This window comes from Lysinibacillus sp. GW247-5R2A, assembly GCF_059424475.1.
The window spans coordinates 162,333-183,522 of record NZ_JBWKZL010000012.1; the positions used below are offsets into that span (position 1 = coordinate 162,333).

Consider the following 21,190-nt stretch of genomic DNA (forward strand, 5'->3'; position numbering starts at 1 on the left):
GATAGTTGCTCCTTTTTTAAGAATATTTGTATAGCGAATGCGTGTAAAAAGCGATGGGGGCTTTATTGATCCCCCACCGCTTAGTCATTAAAATCAATCGGGAACTGAAAAACTTTGAACTTACATAAGTCCCAACTTTTATAAGATGAGATGCTAAAGTGAAAATTTCTTATATATTGTATCATAATCGTCTTTGAAGTAGCACTAAGTAGAAGCGATATTATGACGATCATAAGCAAAGTCTAAAAGTAGTTCTAAGAGTGTTTCATTATTGCTAACGAGATTGAGCTGGCGTTGTTTTTTTACGGCACGTTCACTGCGTGCTTCATGTAAAAGAAACTCCATAACAGCATTTTGTATTTGTGATTGTTTCATTTTACGACCTAGCCCTAGATGAATAAAACCGTTCTGTTCTCTTGGGAAAGCATGTAATAGCTCTGCCTCCGATTGTGCAAGCGTAATGCATGGCACACCATAAGAGGCAATTTTGTAAGGCGTATAATTGGCATTGCAAATAATAACATCTGCTTTTGGTAAAAGTTTGAGAAGCGCGTTTTTATCACGAAGGATGGCTGTGTTGCGACGACTTAAAACCATCATTTGCAAGTCGTCTATAGCATGGCGGTAGCTGTCGTCAATCATAACTGTAATTTGTAGTGGAATTTGGAGCTGTGTTAAGTGTCGAAGTGTACGATAGGTTAAATTATGCTCGTCCCCATCTTCAAAAGCTACAACGATATGGGGAGGATTTTCAGGTGTTTTGCTTTCAGGTCTATCGCTAAAGTTTTGATAGTCTTCGGGTAGTGCAAAAACAAAGCTCCCGCCAATATAATGCGACGGTAAATAATCTTTTACCTCGTGATAGAGTGCTAGTAGTACACAGTCACAGGCTTGACCACCTTCACCAAAATCATCAAAGTGAATAATTGTTTTGCAGAAAGGTCGTAAATCCTGTACTTGCAAAGCCTCGGAATTGCGGCCATCTCTGACAATTAAATCTGGCTGAATGCCCTTCATTTGCTTAGGCAGTTCATTAAAATGATCAAATAAAACGGGGGTTAGACCCTCATTCATTAAAATTTGAATCCCGTCATTTGAAGGAGTTTTGACAAATATAAAAACCTTCTCATTCGTCAGTAGCTTAGCTAATGTTGAAACCCGTTCAAAAGGATACAGCCCTTTATCAATACAGCTTTCAATAATGAAAACAATCGTTTTTTTCGGTACTATTGCTTGCGTTTCTTTTTGCAAATGTATCCCACCCTTTCTCTGTCTCTTTAAATTATGGCGAAGAAAGAGCAAGTATGTGTAAAATTTAGGATTTGATCAATGATCTTTTGAAATAAATCTTTCAAATAGCTATCTTATAGGTACGGTAAATAACTTTTAATCATTTAAAAAGTGGTCGATATATATAGTGAGTTTATTAAAATGCATGACAAAGATGGTGATGATGAAAGGAGGGAAGAAGTATGGGTATGCGTGCTGCAATTGTAGTTGGAGCAACAGGATTAACGGGCTCCTCTCTAGTAGAGCAATTATGTGAAAATGATGAATATGTATCCGTGACAGTAATCGCGAGAAGAAAACCAACTTTTAAGCATCCCAAGCTAGAAGTGAAAATTCGTGACTTTGATAGGTTAGAGGAACAAGATATAGCATTTGCACATGAGCTATATTGCTGTTTAGGCACAACTATAAAAAAGGCAGGTTCTCGAAAGGTGTTCGAAAAGGTAGATTTTGAATATCCTTTAGCGATTGCTTCATTGGCGAAAAAGCGTGGGATTCCTCATTTTCTTGTCATCACTGCAATGGGTGCTAATGAGAGTTCTCCATTTTACTATAACCGAGTTAAAGGAAAGCTAGAACATGATTTAATGGAGTTGGGATTACAGCAGCTTTCTATTATTCGACCTTCACTCTTAGTAGGAGAACGAAACGAATTTCGTTTAGGGGAAAAGATAGGAGAAAAGGTATTAAAACTGGCCAAGCCTTTGTTAATAGGACCACTAAAGCGCTCTAGAGCCATTGAAGCCACTCAAGTTGCAAAGGCAATGATGATTATTGCGCTACACGGTAAGCAACAACCAGTGACGATATATCCTTCTTATGAATTAGCAAGATTGACATTTCCAGAAACGGCAGAAGAAGATGTTTCGAGGGAGACATTATTTAATTGGGATAAAATTAAAAAAGCAGATTCACTTCATGAAGAGGACAAAGTTAATCGCGATGTAGTGATTGACCGTGAGAAATATACTATCCACGATAAGGTTGTCGATAAAGAAGTTCGTTTTAGACCAAATGATAAAGAGTAATTTTTCTTGTTTTCCGCCTAAAGACTGAATTTCTTGCTTTCCTCATTCCTATTCTTTCCGAGCCACTTTTCATTTGTTACAATATTATTGTAGAAGATGAATGTGGAGGCAAAGTGAAGATGAAAATTTTACTCGTTGATGGCACAATGTTTGGTCGAAAAACTGGTGCTATTTTAGAGCAAGTGGAACAATATATTAAAGAATTAGATGCTAGTTTCGATTTAGAAATGATGCATTTTAGTGAATATAAACATCAAATTGTTGATGGCTCACCATTAAATGATGATATGAAGAAAATGATCCAACAATTTGAGGAAGCGGATGCTTATATTATTGCAACGCCCATTTTCCAAGCATCCATTCCGGGCGTTTTGAAGAATGCATTTGACTTCCTACACCCTAAAACAATGCGCTATAAACCTGTATCTATCGTTGCAAATGGCGGCACATATCAACACCATCTTGTTGTTGAAAATCAATTAAAACCTATTTTAGACTACTTCCGTGCTCTTGTTACACCGAACTATGTGTATACACATACATCCCATTTTGATGCAGATAATCATATTGTGGATGAGGATGTTCATAGCCGTTTACGTGAATTAGCGCGTGTATTTGTTCAATACTGTGAGATGAGCAAGAACTTGCCGAAGGAAACAATCGATCAACATTAATAGTAATAGTACCCTTGCACGGTGGTAAGAAATCACTGTGCAGGGGATTTTTCTTTGTAAGTATTCTTTTAGTATGTGATAAAATAAAACTTTAGTGACACTGGAAGGAGGGCTGCTCATGCAGGACATCGCTTTACTAGAAAAACAACGCTGTTGTCTTATTTTGACTAATAAGGCAAAGGAAGCGGTAGAGGAATGCTCAGCAAACGAGCATGCCTTTTTTGCGTTACAAAGATCTTTTACGGTCTACATTGAAAAACGCAAAGCAAAAACAGTGGGTGAAATATTTTTATCTATCTATTTTAATGCTGAAGACAATGAAAAATTAAGTGATAGTATTTCCGGGAAAACGGTGATTATGGACTGTGTATTAAAGCTAGAAGGGTTACTAGCGACAAATATTCGTTTTGTGCATATGCGTGGTCCGATTAATACAAATCGCCGTTTAGCAGCAGCATTGCAATTTGTTACAAAGCCTAATAACGGAGCAGGCGTTCCACTGGAGCTTCATACGAAGATTAGACAGCTACCGATTGCGGAAGAACGGACAGAATATGTAAAAAAACGTATTGCTAGCTGGGAAGGTTATTTAAAAATACAAGAGCGCGATGCAACTATTGACGATATTCATAGTGAATTTAAGCAAAGCTATTTCAATGAAGACTTTACACGCTTAACGCTTGTATGTCCCTACATAAAGAATAAGGAATGGAAGCAATTAGAAGGCTTGAGTGTTAGTATTCAAGGTGTTCGTGGTGAAATAGGGCAAGTGTTGAAGACTCATGCTGGAAAGCAAACAGTTGAAATTGATTTAAAACCTTTTACACAAGAATTGGCTCGCAAGGATCAGCTTAATCTTCGTTCGAAACAAGCGAGCTTCAGCAACTTTGCAACATTAAGTCAAATTAGAAGATTACGTAATGGCTTTACCAAGCTAGAAAAGGGTGAGGCTGTTAATCCTAATTTAGAGACGATCCTATTTGAAAAACGTCCTTCTGTACGAGCATCGAAGCTTCCAGAAGATATTGAATTGCATAATAATTTAAATGGATATCAGAGACGAGCGGTTTTAGGCGCTTTATCTGTTGAAGATTTATTTGTCATACAAGGTCCACCAGGTACAGGGAAAACAACTGTCATTTCAGAGATTTGTCAGCAAAATGTGAAAGCGGGTTTAAAAACTCTTGTTGCTTCTCAGTCAAATCTAGCGGTAGATAATGCTTTAGGACGGCTTCTTTCCAATCAAGAAATTCGAATTTTACGCTATGGTAGAACGGAAAGTATTGAGGAAGAGGGAAAAAAATTTATTGAAGAAAATGTAGCTCTGCAGTGGCGCGAGCAAACATTGGCAGCAATTGAAGAGGCAATCTTGGTCTTTCCTGAACGTGAGCAGACGTACAAGGACAATTTGACCAAAGCAAAAGCTGAGCTTGAAAAATTAGAGTTATGGCTTGAGGAATTGATGGAGGAAATGGCCGCTAAAGAGCAGGCTGTTATTGAAGAGCCCATTATACAGCAGGAAATTCAAGCGTTAAAAAAAGACTTAAAAGCTGCCAAAACAGAGCAACAGACATATGAAGCTCAAAAAGAACATTATGAGAAGCAGCTCGCCCAAATAAAGCCCATTATACAGCAGCTTGAACAGACACTTGCTGATCATCCTTCAATTGAAAATCTACAGCTTACCATTCAAGAGACTTCACAAAAAGTGGAGCAATTAGAGGCAGCTGCTCAATATAAAGAATTGCTGGAGCAAAAACAGCAATTAACAGTTCAATTCCAAGATATACAAGAAAAATATGAAACAGAAAATAATCGTCTCATCATCATGAAGGAAGCGCAAAAGTATGTCCATACATTGACGTCCTATGAGCGTATCCAACGATATTTACAGCATTACCAAATTCGTCTTTCTCATGTCCTTTCGCAGCAAATGAATCGAATACAACATCTAGAGGATGCAAAAGATTTAGAGGCATGGTCTACCATTAATAGTCGTCTCCAAAAGGCCATTGCAAAGCTAGAGGAGTTAGTGATGGATGAGGTGAAGGAGCAAGCGCAAGCAAAAAGTAGATTACAGCCTGTGCAATCCTTTTCTTTACAAAACCTTACGGGTGTATTTGCTCAATTAAACAAGGCATTTCAAGACGATCAAACGCCTGCCCTTCATGAAATTGAAAGCTATTTACTGGGACTCTATATGCGTCGTGATTTTGTATGGCAAAAAGGAATGGCACTTAAGCAGCAACAAGACCATAAAGACGAAGAATACGAGTCATTCCGAAAAAATCTTGTTAGCTTACTGCATCAAGAGTGTGCCATTACAAGCTTTGATGTACAAAGCATTCAGCGTCAATTGCAGCCATTTATACAGCATACAGAGCGATTACAACAGCTAGCAAGCAACTTCCTATTGGAAGAAGTGCCAGAGGAATCCGTTGATTATTTAAAAATTCTTATGGGACAATTACGAGAATCTCTTCAGGAAGCCAATCAGCAACTAGAACGAGTTGAACAGGCTAGCGTTCAATTAGTACCAAAACAAGCTTCACTGCAAACCGTACAAGCTAGCTTGGAGGAAGTAGACCTACTGCTATCTCAAATGGAAGAGCGGTTAAAGGAGATCAATGTTGCGGGATTGAAAAAGGAAAAGCAATTGGCCACATATACGAAGCTATTGCAGTCGACGCCAGAGCGAACAGCAGAAGAGGTTAGGGAAGCTATTCAAACTTCAAAGCAAGCTATTGATGATTTACAGCGTCAGGAAAAGCAACTACCACTTCGAAAAAAATTGCAAGAGCAATGGCGAGAAAAACTACAAAATGCTACTGAATATGATTTAGATGAAATTAGAAAATTGTATGTACGACATGCAAATGTTATTGGTACCACATGTGTAGCTTCGGCGAGTAAAGAGTTTATGGAAAATTACCCAACCTTTGATGTTGTCATTATTGATGAAGTCTCAAAGGCAACACCGCCAGAATTATTATTACCGATGCTGAAGGGGAAAAAGGTTATTTTGGTAGGGGATCATCACCAGCTACCACCCCTACTAGGTGACGATACATTGGAGGAAACATTGAAGGCGATGCTAGAAGAAAATCCAAATTTTGAAGGCGCACAGGAATTGAAAAGTTTACTACGTGAATCACTATTTGAGCGCCTATTCAATAATCTGCCTCAAACCCATAAGCAAATGCTAGCTCTTCAATACCGCATGCATGAAAAAATTATGCAAAGTATTACCCCATTTTACGCGCAAGAAGAAAATGGCTTGCAATGTGGTTTGCCAGACTCAGATTCGGCGAGAGATCATGGCTTAGAGGGGCAATTTGTCAAACGTGATGACCATTTATTATGGATTGATATTCCAACCGAAAAACCTTATTTAGAGGAACAGGTAAAGGGTGGCACAAGCCGTTATAATGAAGGGGAATTACAAACAATTCGTCGTATTTTGCTAGACCTAAATGATGCAGTGAGAGCAGCAAAAGAAGCAGGGCGTATGCCACAGGATGCCTTGAAAAGCGTTGGAGTCATTAGCTTCTACGGTGAGCAAGTGAAGAAAATAAATCGTCTCCTTCAGCAGGAGCTACAGTTACCGCATTTACAATTTAGAACGGGGACAGTTGATAAATTCCAAGGTATGGAGATGGACGTAATTCTCGTCAGTATGGTTCGTAATACACCAAAGGGTGGGGATATTGGCTTTGCAAGAGATTATCGTCGCTTAAATGTCGCTCTATCCCGTGCTCGGGAGTTACTACTACTTGTAGGAAGTGCAGACATGTTTGCGAAACGTGCAAAACATCAAGATACAAGAGATATGTATACCCAGTTATTAAATACTGTAAAATCCTACGAAGGCTTGCGTAATCATGAAGGTTTGGTGATGTAGAGTGTCAAAATTACAGCAAAGATTAATGCGTGAGCTGCAACAAAATCGCAATATTAAAATTGTCAAAACGGCTGAATGGTGTATTCCAATTCGTACAGTGGATGTAACGTACGAGCCAGTTCGCCGTTCCACAATGGATGTCTTAATGACAATGCTGCTACTAAGCATTCAAGAGGCGGATTTTGGAAATGTGGAAGAATTGAGCGAATTATTGCTTGTAGATCCATTATTTATCGAAGACCTGATGTCTTTAATGATTCGCGTAGGTCTTATGAAAAATGAGGAAGGCTTCTTTAAGCTAACAGAAAAAGGGCAGCAACAGCTTGAACAAGGTATCTTTGAAGAGGAGCTTGAGGTAGAAGCATCCACTCTTTACTTTAGTCCTTGTCATCAATCATTTTTGACTAGTGATGTAAATAATGATGAATATGATGAGTTACCAGAGCTTTATCGTTATGTAGATAAGGAAGCTGAACAACAGGAGCAATTTGATGAATCACTCATTATAGCTTCCTTACAAGAAGCGGATAAAGAGGAAACAGGCAACTCACAAAGAATGATCGCAAGAGTTGTTGAAGTAGAGGCCCAACAAATTAATGATAGTCCATGCCTAGAATTTATCCTTTATGATAAGGAGCAAGATATACTATTTGTTCGTGTGTGGAATATGTTGTTAAATCAATGGGACCATCGTCTAGAACAACAACTTACTGATAAAGAACAATTGATGTGGCGTGAGCAATATTTATAGAACGAAAAAACGAGCGTGGATAAACTGCACCCCCATTGTTAGACACATCTAACAATGGAGGTGTAGTTTTTTTATTTCCCGAGGTCAGCCCTAAAAGTGAGGTGATATCGAAAAAATGTTTTGATAAATGGATGAACTAGCATAGTATATTACTACATGATAAGGAGGGGACAGATGGTATCGATTAGTTTATGTATGATTGTTAAAAATGCACAATGTACGATTGAAAGATGCTTAGATTCGGTTCGGCAAATAGTGGATGAGATAAATATTATTGATACAGGGTCAACTGATCGTACAAAAGATATTGTCCAAAATTATACCTCTCGCATTTTTGATTTTCCATGGTGTGATCATTTTGCAAATGCACGCAATTTTTCCTTTCAGCAGGCAACAAAAGATTATATTTTATGGCTAGATGCAGACGATATTATGACAAAGGAAAACCAACATAAATTATTACTATTAAAGCAATCATTGTATCCAACTGTTGATACAGTCACTATGGATCATTACCTAGTACTCGATGACGATGGGGTAGTGGAGTGCAGTGAGCGAAAGTATCGTCTAGTAAAAAGAGGCAATCACTTTCAATGGCAGGGCGCCGTCCATGAATATTTAAAGGTATCTGGTCATCACCTTCACAGTGATATAGCTGTCACACATTTACCGTTAACAAAGGATATTCATCGCAACTTATGTATCTATGAAGGTTTAATTCAAAAGGGGCATGCTCTTTCAGCAAGGGATTCGTTTCATTATGCAAATGAATTAAAGCTGCATAAACGTTATTTAGAAGCCATAAATCAATACAATAAATTTCTAGATGGCGAATTAGGCGCTACAGATGATCGTATTGAAGCATGTTTGCATATAGGGGAATGCTATCGATTGTTACAGGATGATCATCACGCTCAACAAGCTATTTTACAATCTTTTTTGTATGATCGACCAAAGCCAGAAGCATGTTGCCGAATGGGCCTATTTTTTATGGAGCAATCGAAACATAAAGAGGCTATCTATTGGTACTCCCAAGCTTTGCAACAAGCTTCCGTCGATTCAATGACTATTCAAAAACGAGCTTACTCAACATGGCTACCTCATTTACAGCTAAGTTTGTTATATAGGGAGTTACGATTATTCGAAAATGCCTATCAACATAACCTAGAGGCACAAAAATGGAAACCGAATCATTCGGAAATCAAAGAAAATGAAAAATATCTACTCAGTCGCTTAAAGATATAAATCTCTATTAAGGGAATGGTACATCAATAAACAAAACATAAATAGCTTGACCAATGAACACAGATACACCAACAACAATCGTCATAAAAATCACATTACGAGGCCTAAAATTTTTTGCTTCCATTAAAAACCTCCTTTTATATATAGAATATTCAGTTAATTCAAGATATGTTTAGTGGATTTGAGTATGCATAATAAAAGAGCAAATTCACATTCGGTGTGAATTTGCTCTTTATCGTTAATCTAACTTTAAACCTTTTAAGGCCTCCGCAAGTGCATTGTTTACAGGTTCCTCATTATTTTGCTGCTTTAAGTATTTTTGTACGGAACGCTTATCAACCTTGCCACCGCCTTCTTTTTTCCGTCTTGCTTCAAAGGCAGAAAGCTTTTCACGATAGCCACATTTACACACAAAAATTTGGCCATCCCCTTCACCACGTAATTCTAATTTCTTCTTACATTGAGGACAGCGTGCATTAGTAGTACGTGACACATTTTTACGATGACCACATTCGCGATCCTGGCAGACAAGCATTTTACCTTTTTTGCCATTAACCTCAAGCATTGGTTTACCGCAATCTGGACAAGACTTAGTAGAAATATTGTCATGTTTATATTTTTTATCACTGCCCTTAATTTCCGTGACAATTTCTTTTGTATAGTTTTTCATTTCATTAATAAATACATCTTTATTGAGCTTGCCCTTTGCAATAAGTTCAAGCTTTTGCTCCCACTCTGCTGTAAGGGCAGGGGATTTTAATTCCTCTGGCACTAAATCCAATAATTGACGGCCTTTAGAAGTAATATAAATATCCTTGCCACCGCGCTTCTCAATTAAGAATGAATTGAAAAGCTTGTCAATAATGTCAGCTCGTGTAGCCACTGTACCAAGCCCACCTGTAGATTTTAATGTATCTGCTAGTTTTTTATCATTAGTCGCCATATATTTTGTCGGATTTTCCATAGCTGATAACAATGTTGCTTCATTAAAACGAGCTGGTGGTTTTGTTTGACCGGATGTTTCAGCAAGTAGTTTAACTTTTAACATATCTCCCTTATCGATGCGTGGAAGAATTTGCTCCTTCACATCATCTGCTGTGTCCTCATCCTCAAAGCGATGCTCGTATACTTCCTTCCAACCAGCGGATAAAATTGTTTTCCCACGAGCAATAAAGCTTTCATCACCAATCTTTGCACGCAGCGTTAGTTGCTCATATTCGAAAGCAGGAAGTAACACAGCTAGGAAGCGTTTCACGACAAGGTCATAAATTTTACGTTCCTTATCTGAGAACGCAGAAAGATTCACATAGCTCTCTGTTGGAATGATTGCATGGTGATCAGAAACCTTACTATCATCAACAAAGGCCTTTGTTGGTTTTATCGGCTTAGCTAATAATTTATTAGCGATTGGGCGATACTCACCAATACCACATGCCTTTAAACGTTCAGGTATAGTAGCGACGATATCCTGAGAAATAAAGCGGGAATCCGTACGTGGATAAGTTAACACTTTATGTTGTTCGTAAAGCTTTTGCATAATATTTAATGTTTCCTTCGCGGAATAGCCAAAGATTTTATTGGCATCACGCTGCAACTCTGTTAAATCATAAAGGCTTGGTGCATATGATTTTTTAGGTTTTTTTTCAATGTCTGCTACGGTAGCATTGCTATTCCCGAGCTTTCTCACTAATGTTTCTATTTTTTCTTTATCAAAGCTTCGGCTATTACCATTTCGATCCTGCCAAGTAAGCTTTAATTGATCCGTTGTTTGTGCTTCTATACCATAATAAGTTTGTGCTTTAAAATTTTTAATTTCATCTTCACGAGAGGCAATCATCGCTACTGTTGGTGTTTGTACACGACCGCAGTTTAATTGTGCATTAAAACGCGTAGTTAAAGCACGTGTAGCATTCAGTCCAATATACCAATCTGCCTCAGAGCGGGCTACAGCCGAAGCATAAAGATTATCATAAGCTTTCCCTGGTTTTAGATTAGCAAAGCCATCTTTAATGGCTTTATCAGTTACTGATGAAATCCATAAACGTTGAAGTGGCTTTTTGATTTTTACTTTATCAATAATCCAGCGAGCGACTAATTCACCCTCACGTCCAGCATCAGTAGCAATAATAATATTATGAACATCGTTGCGAATAAGCTGGCTTTTGACCGCATTAAATTGCTTTCCTGTTTGTTTAATGATCGACAGCTTTAAGCGTTCAGGTAGCATGGGTAAATCTTCAAGATTCCACGTTTTATATTTCACATCATAACTCTCTGGGTCAGCTAGTGTGACAAGATGTCCAAGCGCCCAAGTAACAATGTATTGATCTCCTTCAAGGAAGCCATTTCCCTTTTTATTACACTTCAGTACACGCGCAATATCACGTGCTACAGAAGGCTTTTCAGCAATTACTACGCTTTTTGCCATTGTTAACACCCTTTCATAGTTCCATGTTAATAAATATAGCATAGGTTGAGGGGGTTAGCAGTTGAACAGCAATGGAAAATGGTTTTAATGGATAAAGAAAGGCTGATATAAAAAATTGTCATGAATTTGAGTTGAATCACATATGGTATGTATGTGTTTCTAGTTCTTTAAATTCTGTTTAATGTTATTTTTATGCTCGTATTAAAAGGAAAAATCTATTTGTTGCTAGACACCAAATTTTGAGAATGCTATATTTATATTGTCATAGTATTTTTATAATTAGGAAAAAATAGAATACTTTTATGAAAGAGAGTTGTTTTTCCTGATTATAAGGAGTGATGGAGTATAGAGCTAGATGAAGGATGATAGGGCCTATGGTAAAGAAAACATTAAAGCAAAGAATTGTAGACGCTTCAGTTGAGCTGTTTCAGCAGGATGGTTATCACAATGTAACTGTTGATCGTATCGTTGAATATATAGGGGCATCAAAGGGTGGATTTTATCATAATTTTAAATCAAAAGATGAACTGCTGTATGAAATTCATGATGTCTTTATTTCGTATGTTATTCAACAATCACAGGATTCATATGACAAATACGACACGCCCATTACACGGTTATGTGCGATGCTACAAACGCTGACACAAGTATTTGATATGTATCAAGCACATATTACAATTTTTTATGAAGAAAGTCGTTCACTCTCAGAGGAGTATAGTGAGATTATTCATAAAAAACGAGATCATTATCGGGACATCTTGCAAAAAGTGATAGCAGAAGGCCAAGAAACGAAGGTTTTTCGTACAGAATTGCCTTGTACCATTGTTACGATGGCGATTGTGGGGATGATTAACTGGACATATAAATGGTTTAAGCAATCTGGGCCATTAACAATGGAGCAAATTACAGATGTTTTTACCGACATGGTATTGCGTGCGATTGTGACAGAACAAGCAATGGAGGAAGCAAAGCAATTTATGATAAAGGGGTAGCCAGTAGAAAACACTGGTTTTATTATTTGCTTTTACAAACCGACTAGTCGGTATTTACTTGAAGTAAATTATCTTTGAGCTAAATCTACTATGGCAAATTTGACATTAGGGGGATTAGAGATGAATTTTGAATTAACAAAAGAGCAAGTGATGATCCGAGACATGGTACGTGATTTTGCTGAGAAAGAGATTAAACCGTATGCTCGTGAGGTTGATGAGACATCGACGATGAGAATAGAAAGCTTTAAAAAGATGGCAGAACTAGGTTTGTTGGGTATCCCATTTCCTGAAGAATATGGTGGCTCAGGTGGTGATACGGTGTCCTACGCTTTAGCTGTAGAGGAAATTGGCCGTGCATGTGGGGGCACAGGCTTAAGTTATGCAGCTGCTGTTAGCTTAGGAGCTTCGCCCATTTACAACTTTGGTACGGAGGAGCAAAAGCAGGAATTTCTTGTTCCATTGGCAAAGGGTGAGACATTAGGATCATTCGGTTTAACAGAGCCTAATGCAGGTTCAGATGCAGGCGGTACACGTACTACGGCAGTCATTGATGGAGATGATTACGTTATTAATGGAGAAAAATGCTGGATTACCAATGCAGGATACGCTCGACAAATTATTGTAACTGCGGTGACTGGTAAACGCGAGGATGGCAAAAAGATTATTTCTTCTATTATTGTGCCAACGAATACTCCAGGTGTAACGATTAATTGTAACTACGACAAAATGGGTGTCCGAGGTTCTAATACATGTGAGATTGTTTTACAAAATGTTCGCGTTCCTCGATCCAATTTATTAGGCGATGAAAAGCGAGGCTTTAGCCAGTTTTTAAACACTTTAGATGGTGGTCGTATTTCAATTGCAGCTCTTTCTGTCGGAATTGCACAGGCAGCTTATGAGAAGGCACTGAAGTTCGCAAAAGAACGCGAGCAATTTGGTGCACCTATTTCGAAGCTACAGGCCATTCAATTTAAATTAGCAGATATGGCGATGGAAATAGAGCTTGCTCGTACGCTTGTACATAAAGCGGCATGGCTAAAAGATCAAAAGAAACCATTTGGTAAAGAAGCAGCAATGGCTAAATTATTTGCTTCTGAAATGGGCTTCCGTACGTGTAATCAAGCCATTCAAATTCATGGCGGTTCTGGATATATGAAAGAATACGATGTAGAACGTCATTTACGTGATATTAAATTAATGGAAATTGGTGAAGGAACATCTGAAATTCAACGTCTTGTTATTTCTCGTTTAATTGGCTGTTAATGATTTTCAACTCAATGTGTCTGGGATCAGCTTTGTGTTGCATAGAGCATTTCTTGCTGATACCGAGACACTTGCTGAAAAATTAGCTTAAATCCGCATTCATCTCATTGCTGAAAGAAGTTTAATAGCATAAACAAGGGGGATCTTCATGGCAGAACTTGTGTATCAAACAATTGGTCAATTGCTAGATGAACAATCTAAAAAGTACCCGCAAAACGAGGCATTGGTCTATGCTGATAGAAATTTACGAATGACTTATGAGCAGCTCAATCGTCAAGCACGATTGGTAGCAAGGGGTTTAATGGCTTTAGGAAATGAAAAAGGAGACCATATTGCTGTATGGACGACCAATGTTCCTGAGTGGGTACAGCTTCAATTTGGTACAGGGAAAATGGGAGCTCCAATTGTTACGGTAAACACTAATTATCGAGCTAGTGAGTTGGAGTATCTATTAAAGCAGTCTGATGCCAAAACGATATTTTTAATTGAAAATTATAGAGACCATTCTTTTATCCATACACTTCAAGAGTTATGTCCGGAGCTTGAACATTGTGAACCAGGTAATTTGCAGTCAAAGCGACTACCTTTATTAAAAAATGTTATTTTAATCGGCGAGACTAAGTATCCCGGTGTATTAAATTGGTCCGATGTAGTAGCAGCGGCTGATCAGGTGACCGAGGAACAATTAGAACAAAGAGAGCAATCTCTTCATTATGATGATGTGATTAATATTCAATATACATCTGGTACAACAGGTTTTCCTAAAGGCGTGATGCTTACACATTTTAACTTAGTGAACAATGCGGTCAACATTGCAGAGTGTATGCGGTTAACAGCAGAGGATCGCCTCTGCATACCTGTGCCATTTTTCCATTGTTTTGGCTGTGTTATCGGAACATTAGCAATTACAACTAGTGGTGGAACGATGGTGCCAGTACAAGAATTTTCACCTGAAGAGGTGCTAAGGACGGTTCAGCAAGAAAAGTGCACAGCATTACATGGCGTACCAACGATGTTCATTAGTGAGCTTAATTTACCGAATTTTGAGTCTTTCAATCTTTCAACTCTACGAACAGGAGTCATGGCGGGCTCTAATTGTCCGATAGAGGTGATGAAAGCAGTCATTGAGAAAATGGGTATGACGGATGTTACGATTTGCTATGGTCAAACAGAATCATCCCCAGTTATTACGCAAACGAGAACGGATGACCCGTTAGCGTTAAAGGTGGAGACGGTTGGCCGTGCCTTACCAAACTTAGAGGCGAAAATTGTAGTTCCTGGGACAAACGAGGAAGCACCTACAAATGAACAAGGCGAGCTATGTACAAGAGGCTACCATGTAATGAAAGGCTACTATAAAAACCAAGAAGAAACCGATCTTGCCATTGATCAAGATGGTTGGCTGCATACGGGTGATTTGGCAACGATGGATGAAGCAGGTTATGTCCGCGTAACCGGTCGTTTAAAAGATATGATTATTCGCGGTGGTGAAAATTTATATCCTCGTGAAATAGAGGAGTTTCTTTATACACATCCGAAAATATCGGATGTTCAGGTTGCTGGGGTTCCTGATCCTGTGTACGGGGAGGAAGCGGCAGCTTGGATTATTTTAAGAGAAGGTGAGCAGGCAACAGAAGAGGAGATTCGAGAATATTGTCGGGATAAAATCTCTAGACATAAAATCCCAAAACATATTTTCTTTATCGATCATTATCCAATGACTGCTTCAGGAAAGGTTCAAAAATATAAATTACGAGAAGATTTTGTCATGACCGTCAGATAAGGAGGGGCAGTAAATATGTTCAATAAAGTATTAATTGCAAATCGTGGGGAGATTGCTAGACGTATTATCAGAACATGCAGGCGCCTAAATATTCATACGGTTGCTATTTATTCTGAGGCAGATGCTGAAAGCTTACATGTGAAGGATGCAGATGAGGCGTACTGTGTAGGGAAACCACCTGTAGCACAAAGCTATTTAAATATAGAACGTATTCTAGAAATTGCATTAGAAAATGGCGTCGAGGCTGTTCATCCTGGCTATGGACTGCTATCAGAAAATGCAGAGTTTGCAAAGCGCTGTGAAGAGGAAGGTTTAATTTTTATTGGACCAAGTGCTAATGTTATTGCATCAATGGGAAGTAAATTAGAGGCACGTAAAACAATGAAAGCTGCGGGTGTTCCCATTGTAGAGGGTGTAGAGACACCTGTAAAGGATACAGAAGAAGCTACTGAAATCGCTGAACGTTTAGGTTATCCAATTATGTTAAAGGCATCGGCAGGCGGTGGTGGTATCGGTATGCAACTTGTTGAAAATGCAGAGGAACTAGCAAAAGCATTTGAGGGAAATCAAAAACGTGCACAATCATTTTTCGGGGATGGCACGATGTACATGGAGAGATTTATTGCGAACCCTCACCATGTGGAAGTACAAATTATTGCCGATCATCAAGGCAATGTGGTTCCGTTATTTGAACGTGAATGTTCGATCCAACGAAGAAATCAAAAAGTAGTTGAAGAAGCGCCCTCACCATTTATTTCACAGGAGACAAGAGATAAGATGCTAGAAGCGTCAGTAAAAGCGGCAAAGCATATTGGCTATGTCAACGCTGGAACGATTGAGTATTTGGTAGATAAGGATCAAAACTTTTATTTCTTAGAAATGAATACAAGATTACAAGTAGAGCATCCTGTGACAGAGGAAATTACGAAACTTGATTTAGTAGAGGAGCAATTAAAAATCGCTGCACAGCAACCCCTTTCATTTACAAAAGAAAGTATTACGAAACAGGGACATGCGATTGAAGTGCGTATATACGCTGAAAACCCTTCTACATTTTTCCCGTCTCCTGGTACAATCACAGCTCTAGAATTACCAACAGGCGAAGGGGTTCGACATGAGTGTGGTGTAGAGACAGGTTCAGCAGTTACACCATTTTATGATCCAATGATTAGTAAACTGGTAGTGTGGGGAGAAACAAGGGACATTGCCTGTGAAAGATTAATCCAAGCACTGAAAGCATACAAAGTGGAGGGGATTCAAACGAATATTCCGATGCTTTTAAAAACTGTTACACATGAACAGTTTTTAAAAGGCTATACGACTACAAAATTTGTCGAACAATTTTATTTACCACAATTAGCAGAGTCAAAGTAAGTATTGAAGAGCATTCGTGCTTCATAGAGAGGGCGAATGCATAATTAATTTAAAAGTAGGAGTGAATGATGATGGCAACAGTAAAAGCAAGCATGGCAGGTACAGTATGGAAAATCGTCGTAGCAGAAGGTGAGAAAGTAACGGCAGGTCAAGATGTAGCTATTTTAGAATCAATGAAAATGGAAATTCCGATTGCAGCAGAAGAAGATGGCGTGGTAACAAAAATTATCGCCAATGAAGGAGATTTCATTAACGTTGATGATGATATTTTAGAAATTGAATAAGAGGAGGCCTCTTAATGCAGCTACCTAAGCATGTCGTAATGAAAGAAGTCGGTCCCCGTGATGGTTTACAAAATGAAAAAACACATATTACAACAGCAGATAAAATACAATTAGTGAATTTGTTAAGCCAAACTGGATTAAATTACATCGAGGTGACTTCATTTGTACATCCGAAATGGATTCCACAGTTGGCAGATGCTGTCGAGGTTCTTCAAGCCATTAAAAGGAACAAGGATATTACTTATGCAGCACTTGTACCTAATATGCGAGGGTTAGAAAGGGCGTTACAGGCTGAAGTAGATGAAGTAAGTATATTTATGTCAGCTAGTGAAAGTCATAACCAAAGTAATATTAACAAAACCATTGACGAAACATTTCCTATTTTAGAGGAAGTCGTATTAGCAGCTAAAGCGTCAAAGAAAAAGGTTCGAGGCTATATTTCTACAGTTCTTGGCTGTCCCTATGAAGGATATATACATCCTGATAAAGTACTGCGTGTTACAGATAAATTATTGGAAATGGGTGTAACAGAGATCTCACTTGGCGACACGATTGGCGTTGGTGTACCAACTCAAGTTGAACTTCTTTTAGAGGAACTATTAAAAAGATATCCCGCAAATAATTTTGCTATGCATTTTCATGATACACGTGGCACAGCGCTGGCTAACATTATGAAATCTTTAGAGATGGGTGTAACCAAATTTGATAGTGCGCTTGGTGGTCTAGGGGGCTGTCCCTATGCTAAGGGGGCTTCAGGTAATGTAGCCACCGAAGATTTATTGTATTTATTTGATGAAATGGGCATTCGAACTGGTGTAGATCGACAAAAAATATTAGAGGCTGCACTCTTTATTGAACAGAAATTAGGCAAAGCTGTTGCTTCAAAGCAAATGGCGATTGTCCGTAATGAAAGGAGTGCAAATCCATTATGACTCAACTTGTTCGCTTTGAATTACTAGAGGGAAGTATTGGACTTATTACCCTTTTGAGACCAGAGGCTGCGAATGCGATGTCTGTACAGTTATTGCGGGAGCTATCTGATACGCTTGATCAAATCAACGGAGATCCGACAGTGCGAGTAGTCTTACTAACAGGTGCTGGAGAAAAAGCATTCTGTGCTGGGGCTGATTTAAAAGAACGCAAAGGTATGTCCGATCGACAAGTGAAGCAAATCGTGCAGTTGATTGGTGCCACAGTGGCAAAAGTGGAGACACTTGCTCAGCCTGTCATTGCGGTGCTAAATGGAGTAGCCTTTGGTGGCGGTCTAGAATTAGCTTTAGCTTGCGATTTACGTGTCGCAGCAGCACATGTTAAGTTAGGTCTCACTGAAACCTCTCTCGGAATTATTCCAGGGGCAGGAGGAACGCAACGACTTCCACGACTAATTGGTCTTGGGAGGGCAAAGGAATTAATTTATACAGCGCGTCGCTTAAATGCTAAGGAAGCTAAAGATTATGGCATCGTTGAATATGTTCATGAGGCACATGAGGTAATGGAAAGGGCACAGCAGCTTGCTCTAGAAATGGCAAAAAATGCTCCATTATCGCTAATACAGGCTAAGGTGGCTATGAATCAGGGTGTTGAGGTAGATTTAGCTACCGGTTTAAAAATTGAGTCACTTGCATATAGTGCACTGATCTCTACAGAGGACCGATTAGAGGGGCTACTAGCCTTCCAAGAGAAGCGAGCACCACAATATTCAGGAAAATAAAGAAGAGAATCCAATCAGATTAATCACACTGACGGAAATCTAAGCGCATTCTCATTAATTTTTGGCGCATTGACAAAGGGGAATAGGGGCGCTAAAAAATAATTTGGCGTAATTGAATGGGCAAAGGGAGGAATTAAACATGAGCAATATTTCAACAGAAAACACGCCACCTACAATGAAAGATAAAATTCTTTCTGGTGGTTTACCAAAATATCATGACAAAAATGCACAGCAAGGGAAGCTATTTGTACGTGAACGTCTTGAATTATTATTAGATGATGGTCTTCAATCAGAGGATGGCCTTTATGCAAACTGCTTGGCAGGCGATTTACCTGCTGATGGTGTTATCACAGGGATTGGTAAAATTCATGGTCGTACCGTTTGTGTTTTAGCGAATGACTCAACGATTAAAGCAGGATCATGGGGAAAACGTACGGTTGAAAAGATGATTCGTATTCAAGAAACTGCAGAAAAACTTAACTGTCCGTTACTATATTTAGTTGATTCAGCAGGTGCACGTATTACAGATCAGCTAGAAATGTTCCCCGGTAGAAGGGGTGCGGGTCGCATTTTCTACAACCAAGTCAAGTTATCAGGTAAAGTACCACAAATTTGTCTCCTATTCGGACCGTCTGCGGCAGGCGGTGCCTATATTCCTGCATTTTGTGATATCGTTGTTATGGTTGAAGGGAACGCATCTATGTATTTAGGATCTCCTCGTATGGCTGAAATGGTTATTGGAGAGAAAGTAGATTTAGAAACGATGGGTGGCGCAAAAATGCACTGTTCAGTTTCCGGCTGTGGAGATGTACTTGCCAAAACAGAACAAGAGGCCATTGCCTATGCTCGTAACTATTTAGGCTATTTCCCTAATAACTATGCAGAACGTAGCAAAGTAGAGGCACCTAAACCACCAGCTACATTCGATAAATCGATTGAGGAATTGATACCACAAAACCAAAACGTTCCTTTTGATATGTATAAGTTAATTGAACGTATTATTGATGAAGATTCGTTTTGTGAAGTGAAGAAATTATTTGCACCGGAATTAATTACTGGTCTTGCACGTATTAAGGGGCAATCAGTAGGGATTATCGCGAATCAACCTCGCGTTAAGGGAGGCGTACTATTCCACGATTCTGCTGATAAAGCGGCCAAGTTCATTTCTCTTTGTGATGCTTTCAACATACCGCTTCTATTCTTGGCGGATGTTCCAGGCTTTATGATCGGCACACAGGTAGAAAAAGCTGGTATTATCCGTCACGGCGCAAAAATGATCTTTGCGATGAGTGAAGCAACTGTTCCAAAGCTAACGGTTATTGTTCGTAAAGCATATGGTGCTGGCTTATATGCCATGGCTGGTCCTGCCTTTGAGCCAGACTGCTGTATCGCATTATCAAATGCTCAAATTGCAGTAATGGGTCCAGAGGCTGCAGTCAATGCAGTTTATGCAAATAAAATTGCCGAGCTTCCGAAAGAGGAGCAAGCAAGCTTTATAGCTGAAAAACGTAAAGAGTACCAAGAAGAGATTGATGTGTATCGATTAGCATCAGAGTTAATTATTGATGATGTAATTGAACCAAATGATTTACGGAAGGTGCTTGAAAATCGTTTAGAGCTTTACATGTCAAAATACTTACTTTTCTCACAACGTAAGCATGGGGTAAATCCAGTATAAATACTTATGGGAAGGCTGTCTCTCTGTCAGGAGGCAGTCTTTTTTAATCGATAAATAGTTAACAGCTACTTGCATGGTCTTAAGGAGCATATTAAAATATGGGGAGGAATAAAGGGAAGCGGGTGTTTAGCATGTCAAAAAACAACATAACGGATGTTCAAGGTAATGCCAAGCTCCCATTACCATATCGGGATGTTATTGATACATATTATTTACCAATAAAAATAGTGGGTTGGTTGTTATTTAGCATCTATTCTTGTTTGGCTTTTTATAAATTGGTCATCGATCGTTTAGTTAATGTAGTCGTTGTGTTATGGGAAGGTGATTATTCCGTCGGTGACTTAGGGCTGTTTGATTACAGTAGTTGGCGATTAACTACTAATTTTATACCCTTTGAAACGATTTTCCGTTATATAAACTACTCTCAATATTTTAATTGGGATACGATAATTATTAACTTACTTGGTAATTTATTGATTTTTACCCCAATGGGCTTTTTACTGCCATTACTATCGAAGAAATTCCGCAAAGCAGGCGTTTTACTTTGCTTAGGCTTTTTTGCCAGCCTTAGTGTGGAAACGATCCAATTTATTTTTACAGTAGGATCTGCGGATATTGATGATTTAATTTTAAATACTATTGGTGCATGGCTCGGTTATTTAGCTTATAAGGGTCTATTGATTACACCGAAAAAATAGGAAAGCAGCCAGTTTGGACTTACCCCTGTCAAGTAGACAGCACTAAAAAACACTACGCAGCCATCTGGTGTCGATATTCTATCGGCGCTA

The 21,190-nt window shown here is 38.8% G+C and carries 16 protein-coding genes; 14 read left to right on the forward strand and 2 right to left on the reverse strand.

The features are described 5' to 3' along the window. Positions 1–204: 204 nt before the first annotated feature. On the reverse strand, positions 205–1,251 hold the full coding sequence (locus AC07YC_RS18525) for a PseG/SpsG family protein (protein WP_494920102.1): 1,047 nt from the start codon (positions 1,249–1,251) through the stop codon (positions 205–207). 221 nt (positions 1,252–1,472) lie between these two features. Here AC07YC_RS18525 and AC07YC_RS18530 point away from each other — a divergent pair, with 221 nt between their 5' ends. The 5 genes from AC07YC_RS18530 to AC07YC_RS18550 all read left to right on the forward strand — a co-directional run bounded on the left by AC07YC_RS18530 (position 1,473) and on the right by AC07YC_RS18550 (position 8,889). After that, positions 1,473–2,318, forward strand: a complete 846-nt coding sequence (locus tag AC07YC_RS18530; protein ID WP_494920103.1) for an oxidoreductase — start codon at positions 1,473–1,475, stop codon at positions 2,316–2,318. A 119-nt stretch (positions 2,319–2,437) separates the two neighbouring features. Next, complete coding sequence (locus AC07YC_RS18535; RefSeq protein WP_069479900.1) at positions 2,438–2,992, forward strand: NADPH-dependent FMN reductase; 555 nt, start codon at positions 2,438–2,440, stop codon at positions 2,990–2,992. A 118-nt stretch (positions 2,993–3,110) separates the two neighbouring features. Beyond that, positions 3,111–6,893, forward strand: coding sequence for a DEAD/DEAH box helicase (locus AC07YC_RS18540; protein ID WP_494920104.1), 3,783 nt, complete (start codon positions 3,111–3,113; stop codon positions 6,891–6,893). Position 6,894: 1 nt separating this feature from the next. Further along, the gene (locus AC07YC_RS18545) at positions 6,895–7,644 is read left to right on the forward strand and encodes a hypothetical protein (RefSeq protein ID WP_494920105.1); all 750 of its coding nucleotides are present in this window, start codon (positions 6,895–6,897) and stop codon (positions 7,642–7,644) included. Between the two features lie 174 nt (positions 7,645–7,818). Beyond that, complete coding sequence (locus AC07YC_RS18550; protein WP_494920106.1) at positions 7,819–8,889, forward strand: glycosyltransferase family 2 protein; 1,071 nt, start codon at positions 7,819–7,821, stop codon at positions 8,887–8,889. Between the two features lie 238 nt (positions 8,890–9,127). On the opposite strand, the gene AC07YC_RS18555 is transcribed toward AC07YC_RS18550, so the two are convergent. Next, positions 9,128–11,317, reverse strand: a complete 2,190-nt coding sequence (locus AC07YC_RS18555) for a DNA topoisomerase III (RefSeq protein WP_336636165.1) — start codon at positions 11,315–11,317, stop codon at positions 9,128–9,130. A 374-nt stretch (positions 11,318–11,691) separates the two neighbouring features. On the opposite strand from AC07YC_RS18555, the gene AC07YC_RS18560 reads away from it, so the two are divergent. From AC07YC_RS18560 to AC07YC_RS18600, 9 genes are all read left to right on the forward strand, one after another. Next, positions 11,692–12,309 carry a TetR/AcrR family transcriptional regulator gene (locus AC07YC_RS18560; protein ID WP_494920107.1) on the forward strand — a complete coding sequence of 206 codons (618 nt, stop codon included), beginning with the start codon at positions 11,692–11,694 and terminating at the stop codon, positions 12,307–12,309. A 120-nt stretch (positions 12,310–12,429) separates the two neighbouring features. Continuing rightward, complete coding sequence (locus AC07YC_RS18565; protein ID WP_036122805.1) at positions 12,430–13,572, forward strand: acyl-CoA dehydrogenase; 1,143 nt, start codon at positions 12,430–12,432, stop codon at positions 13,570–13,572. Positions 13,573–13,720: 148 nt separating this feature from the next. After that, complete coding sequence (locus AC07YC_RS18570) at positions 13,721–15,355, forward strand: AMP-binding protein (RefSeq protein WP_494920108.1); 1,635 nt, start codon at positions 13,721–13,723, stop codon at positions 15,353–15,355. Between the two features lie 15 nt (positions 15,356–15,370). After that, positions 15,371–16,729, forward strand: a complete 1,359-nt coding sequence (locus tag AC07YC_RS18575) for an acetyl-CoA carboxylase biotin carboxylase subunit (protein ID WP_494920109.1) — start codon at positions 15,371–15,373, stop codon at positions 16,727–16,729. A 71-nt stretch (positions 16,730–16,800) separates the two neighbouring features. Continuing rightward, complete coding sequence (locus AC07YC_RS18580; RefSeq protein WP_031418413.1) at positions 16,801–17,013, forward strand: acetyl-CoA carboxylase biotin carboxyl carrier protein subunit; 213 nt, start codon at positions 16,801–16,803, stop codon at positions 17,011–17,013. A gap of 14 nt (positions 17,014–17,027) precedes the next feature. Next, positions 17,028–17,945, forward strand: a complete 918-nt coding sequence (locus AC07YC_RS18585; RefSeq protein ID WP_336636168.1) for a hydroxymethylglutaryl-CoA lyase — start codon at positions 17,028–17,030, stop codon at positions 17,943–17,945. Beyond that, positions 17,942–18,724 (forward strand): enoyl-CoA hydratase, encoded by a 783-nt coding sequence (locus AC07YC_RS18590; RefSeq protein ID WP_494920110.1) that lies wholly within the window; start codon positions 17,942–17,944, stop codon positions 18,722–18,724. Before AC07YC_RS18585 ends, AC07YC_RS18590 begins: the two co-directional genes overlap by 4 nt. A gap of 139 nt (positions 18,725–18,863) precedes the next feature. After that, a complete protein-coding gene (locus AC07YC_RS18595; RefSeq protein ID WP_336636170.1) occupies positions 18,864–20,402 on the forward strand; it encodes an acyl-CoA carboxylase subunit beta in 1,539 nt (512 codons plus the stop codon). A gap of 131 nt (positions 20,403–20,533) precedes the next feature. Beyond that, positions 20,534–21,100 (forward strand): VanZ family protein, encoded by a 567-nt coding sequence (locus AC07YC_RS18600; protein ID WP_494920111.1) that lies wholly within the window; start codon positions 20,534–20,536, stop codon positions 21,098–21,100. The last annotated feature ends 90 nt before the right edge of the window (positions 21,101–21,190 follow it).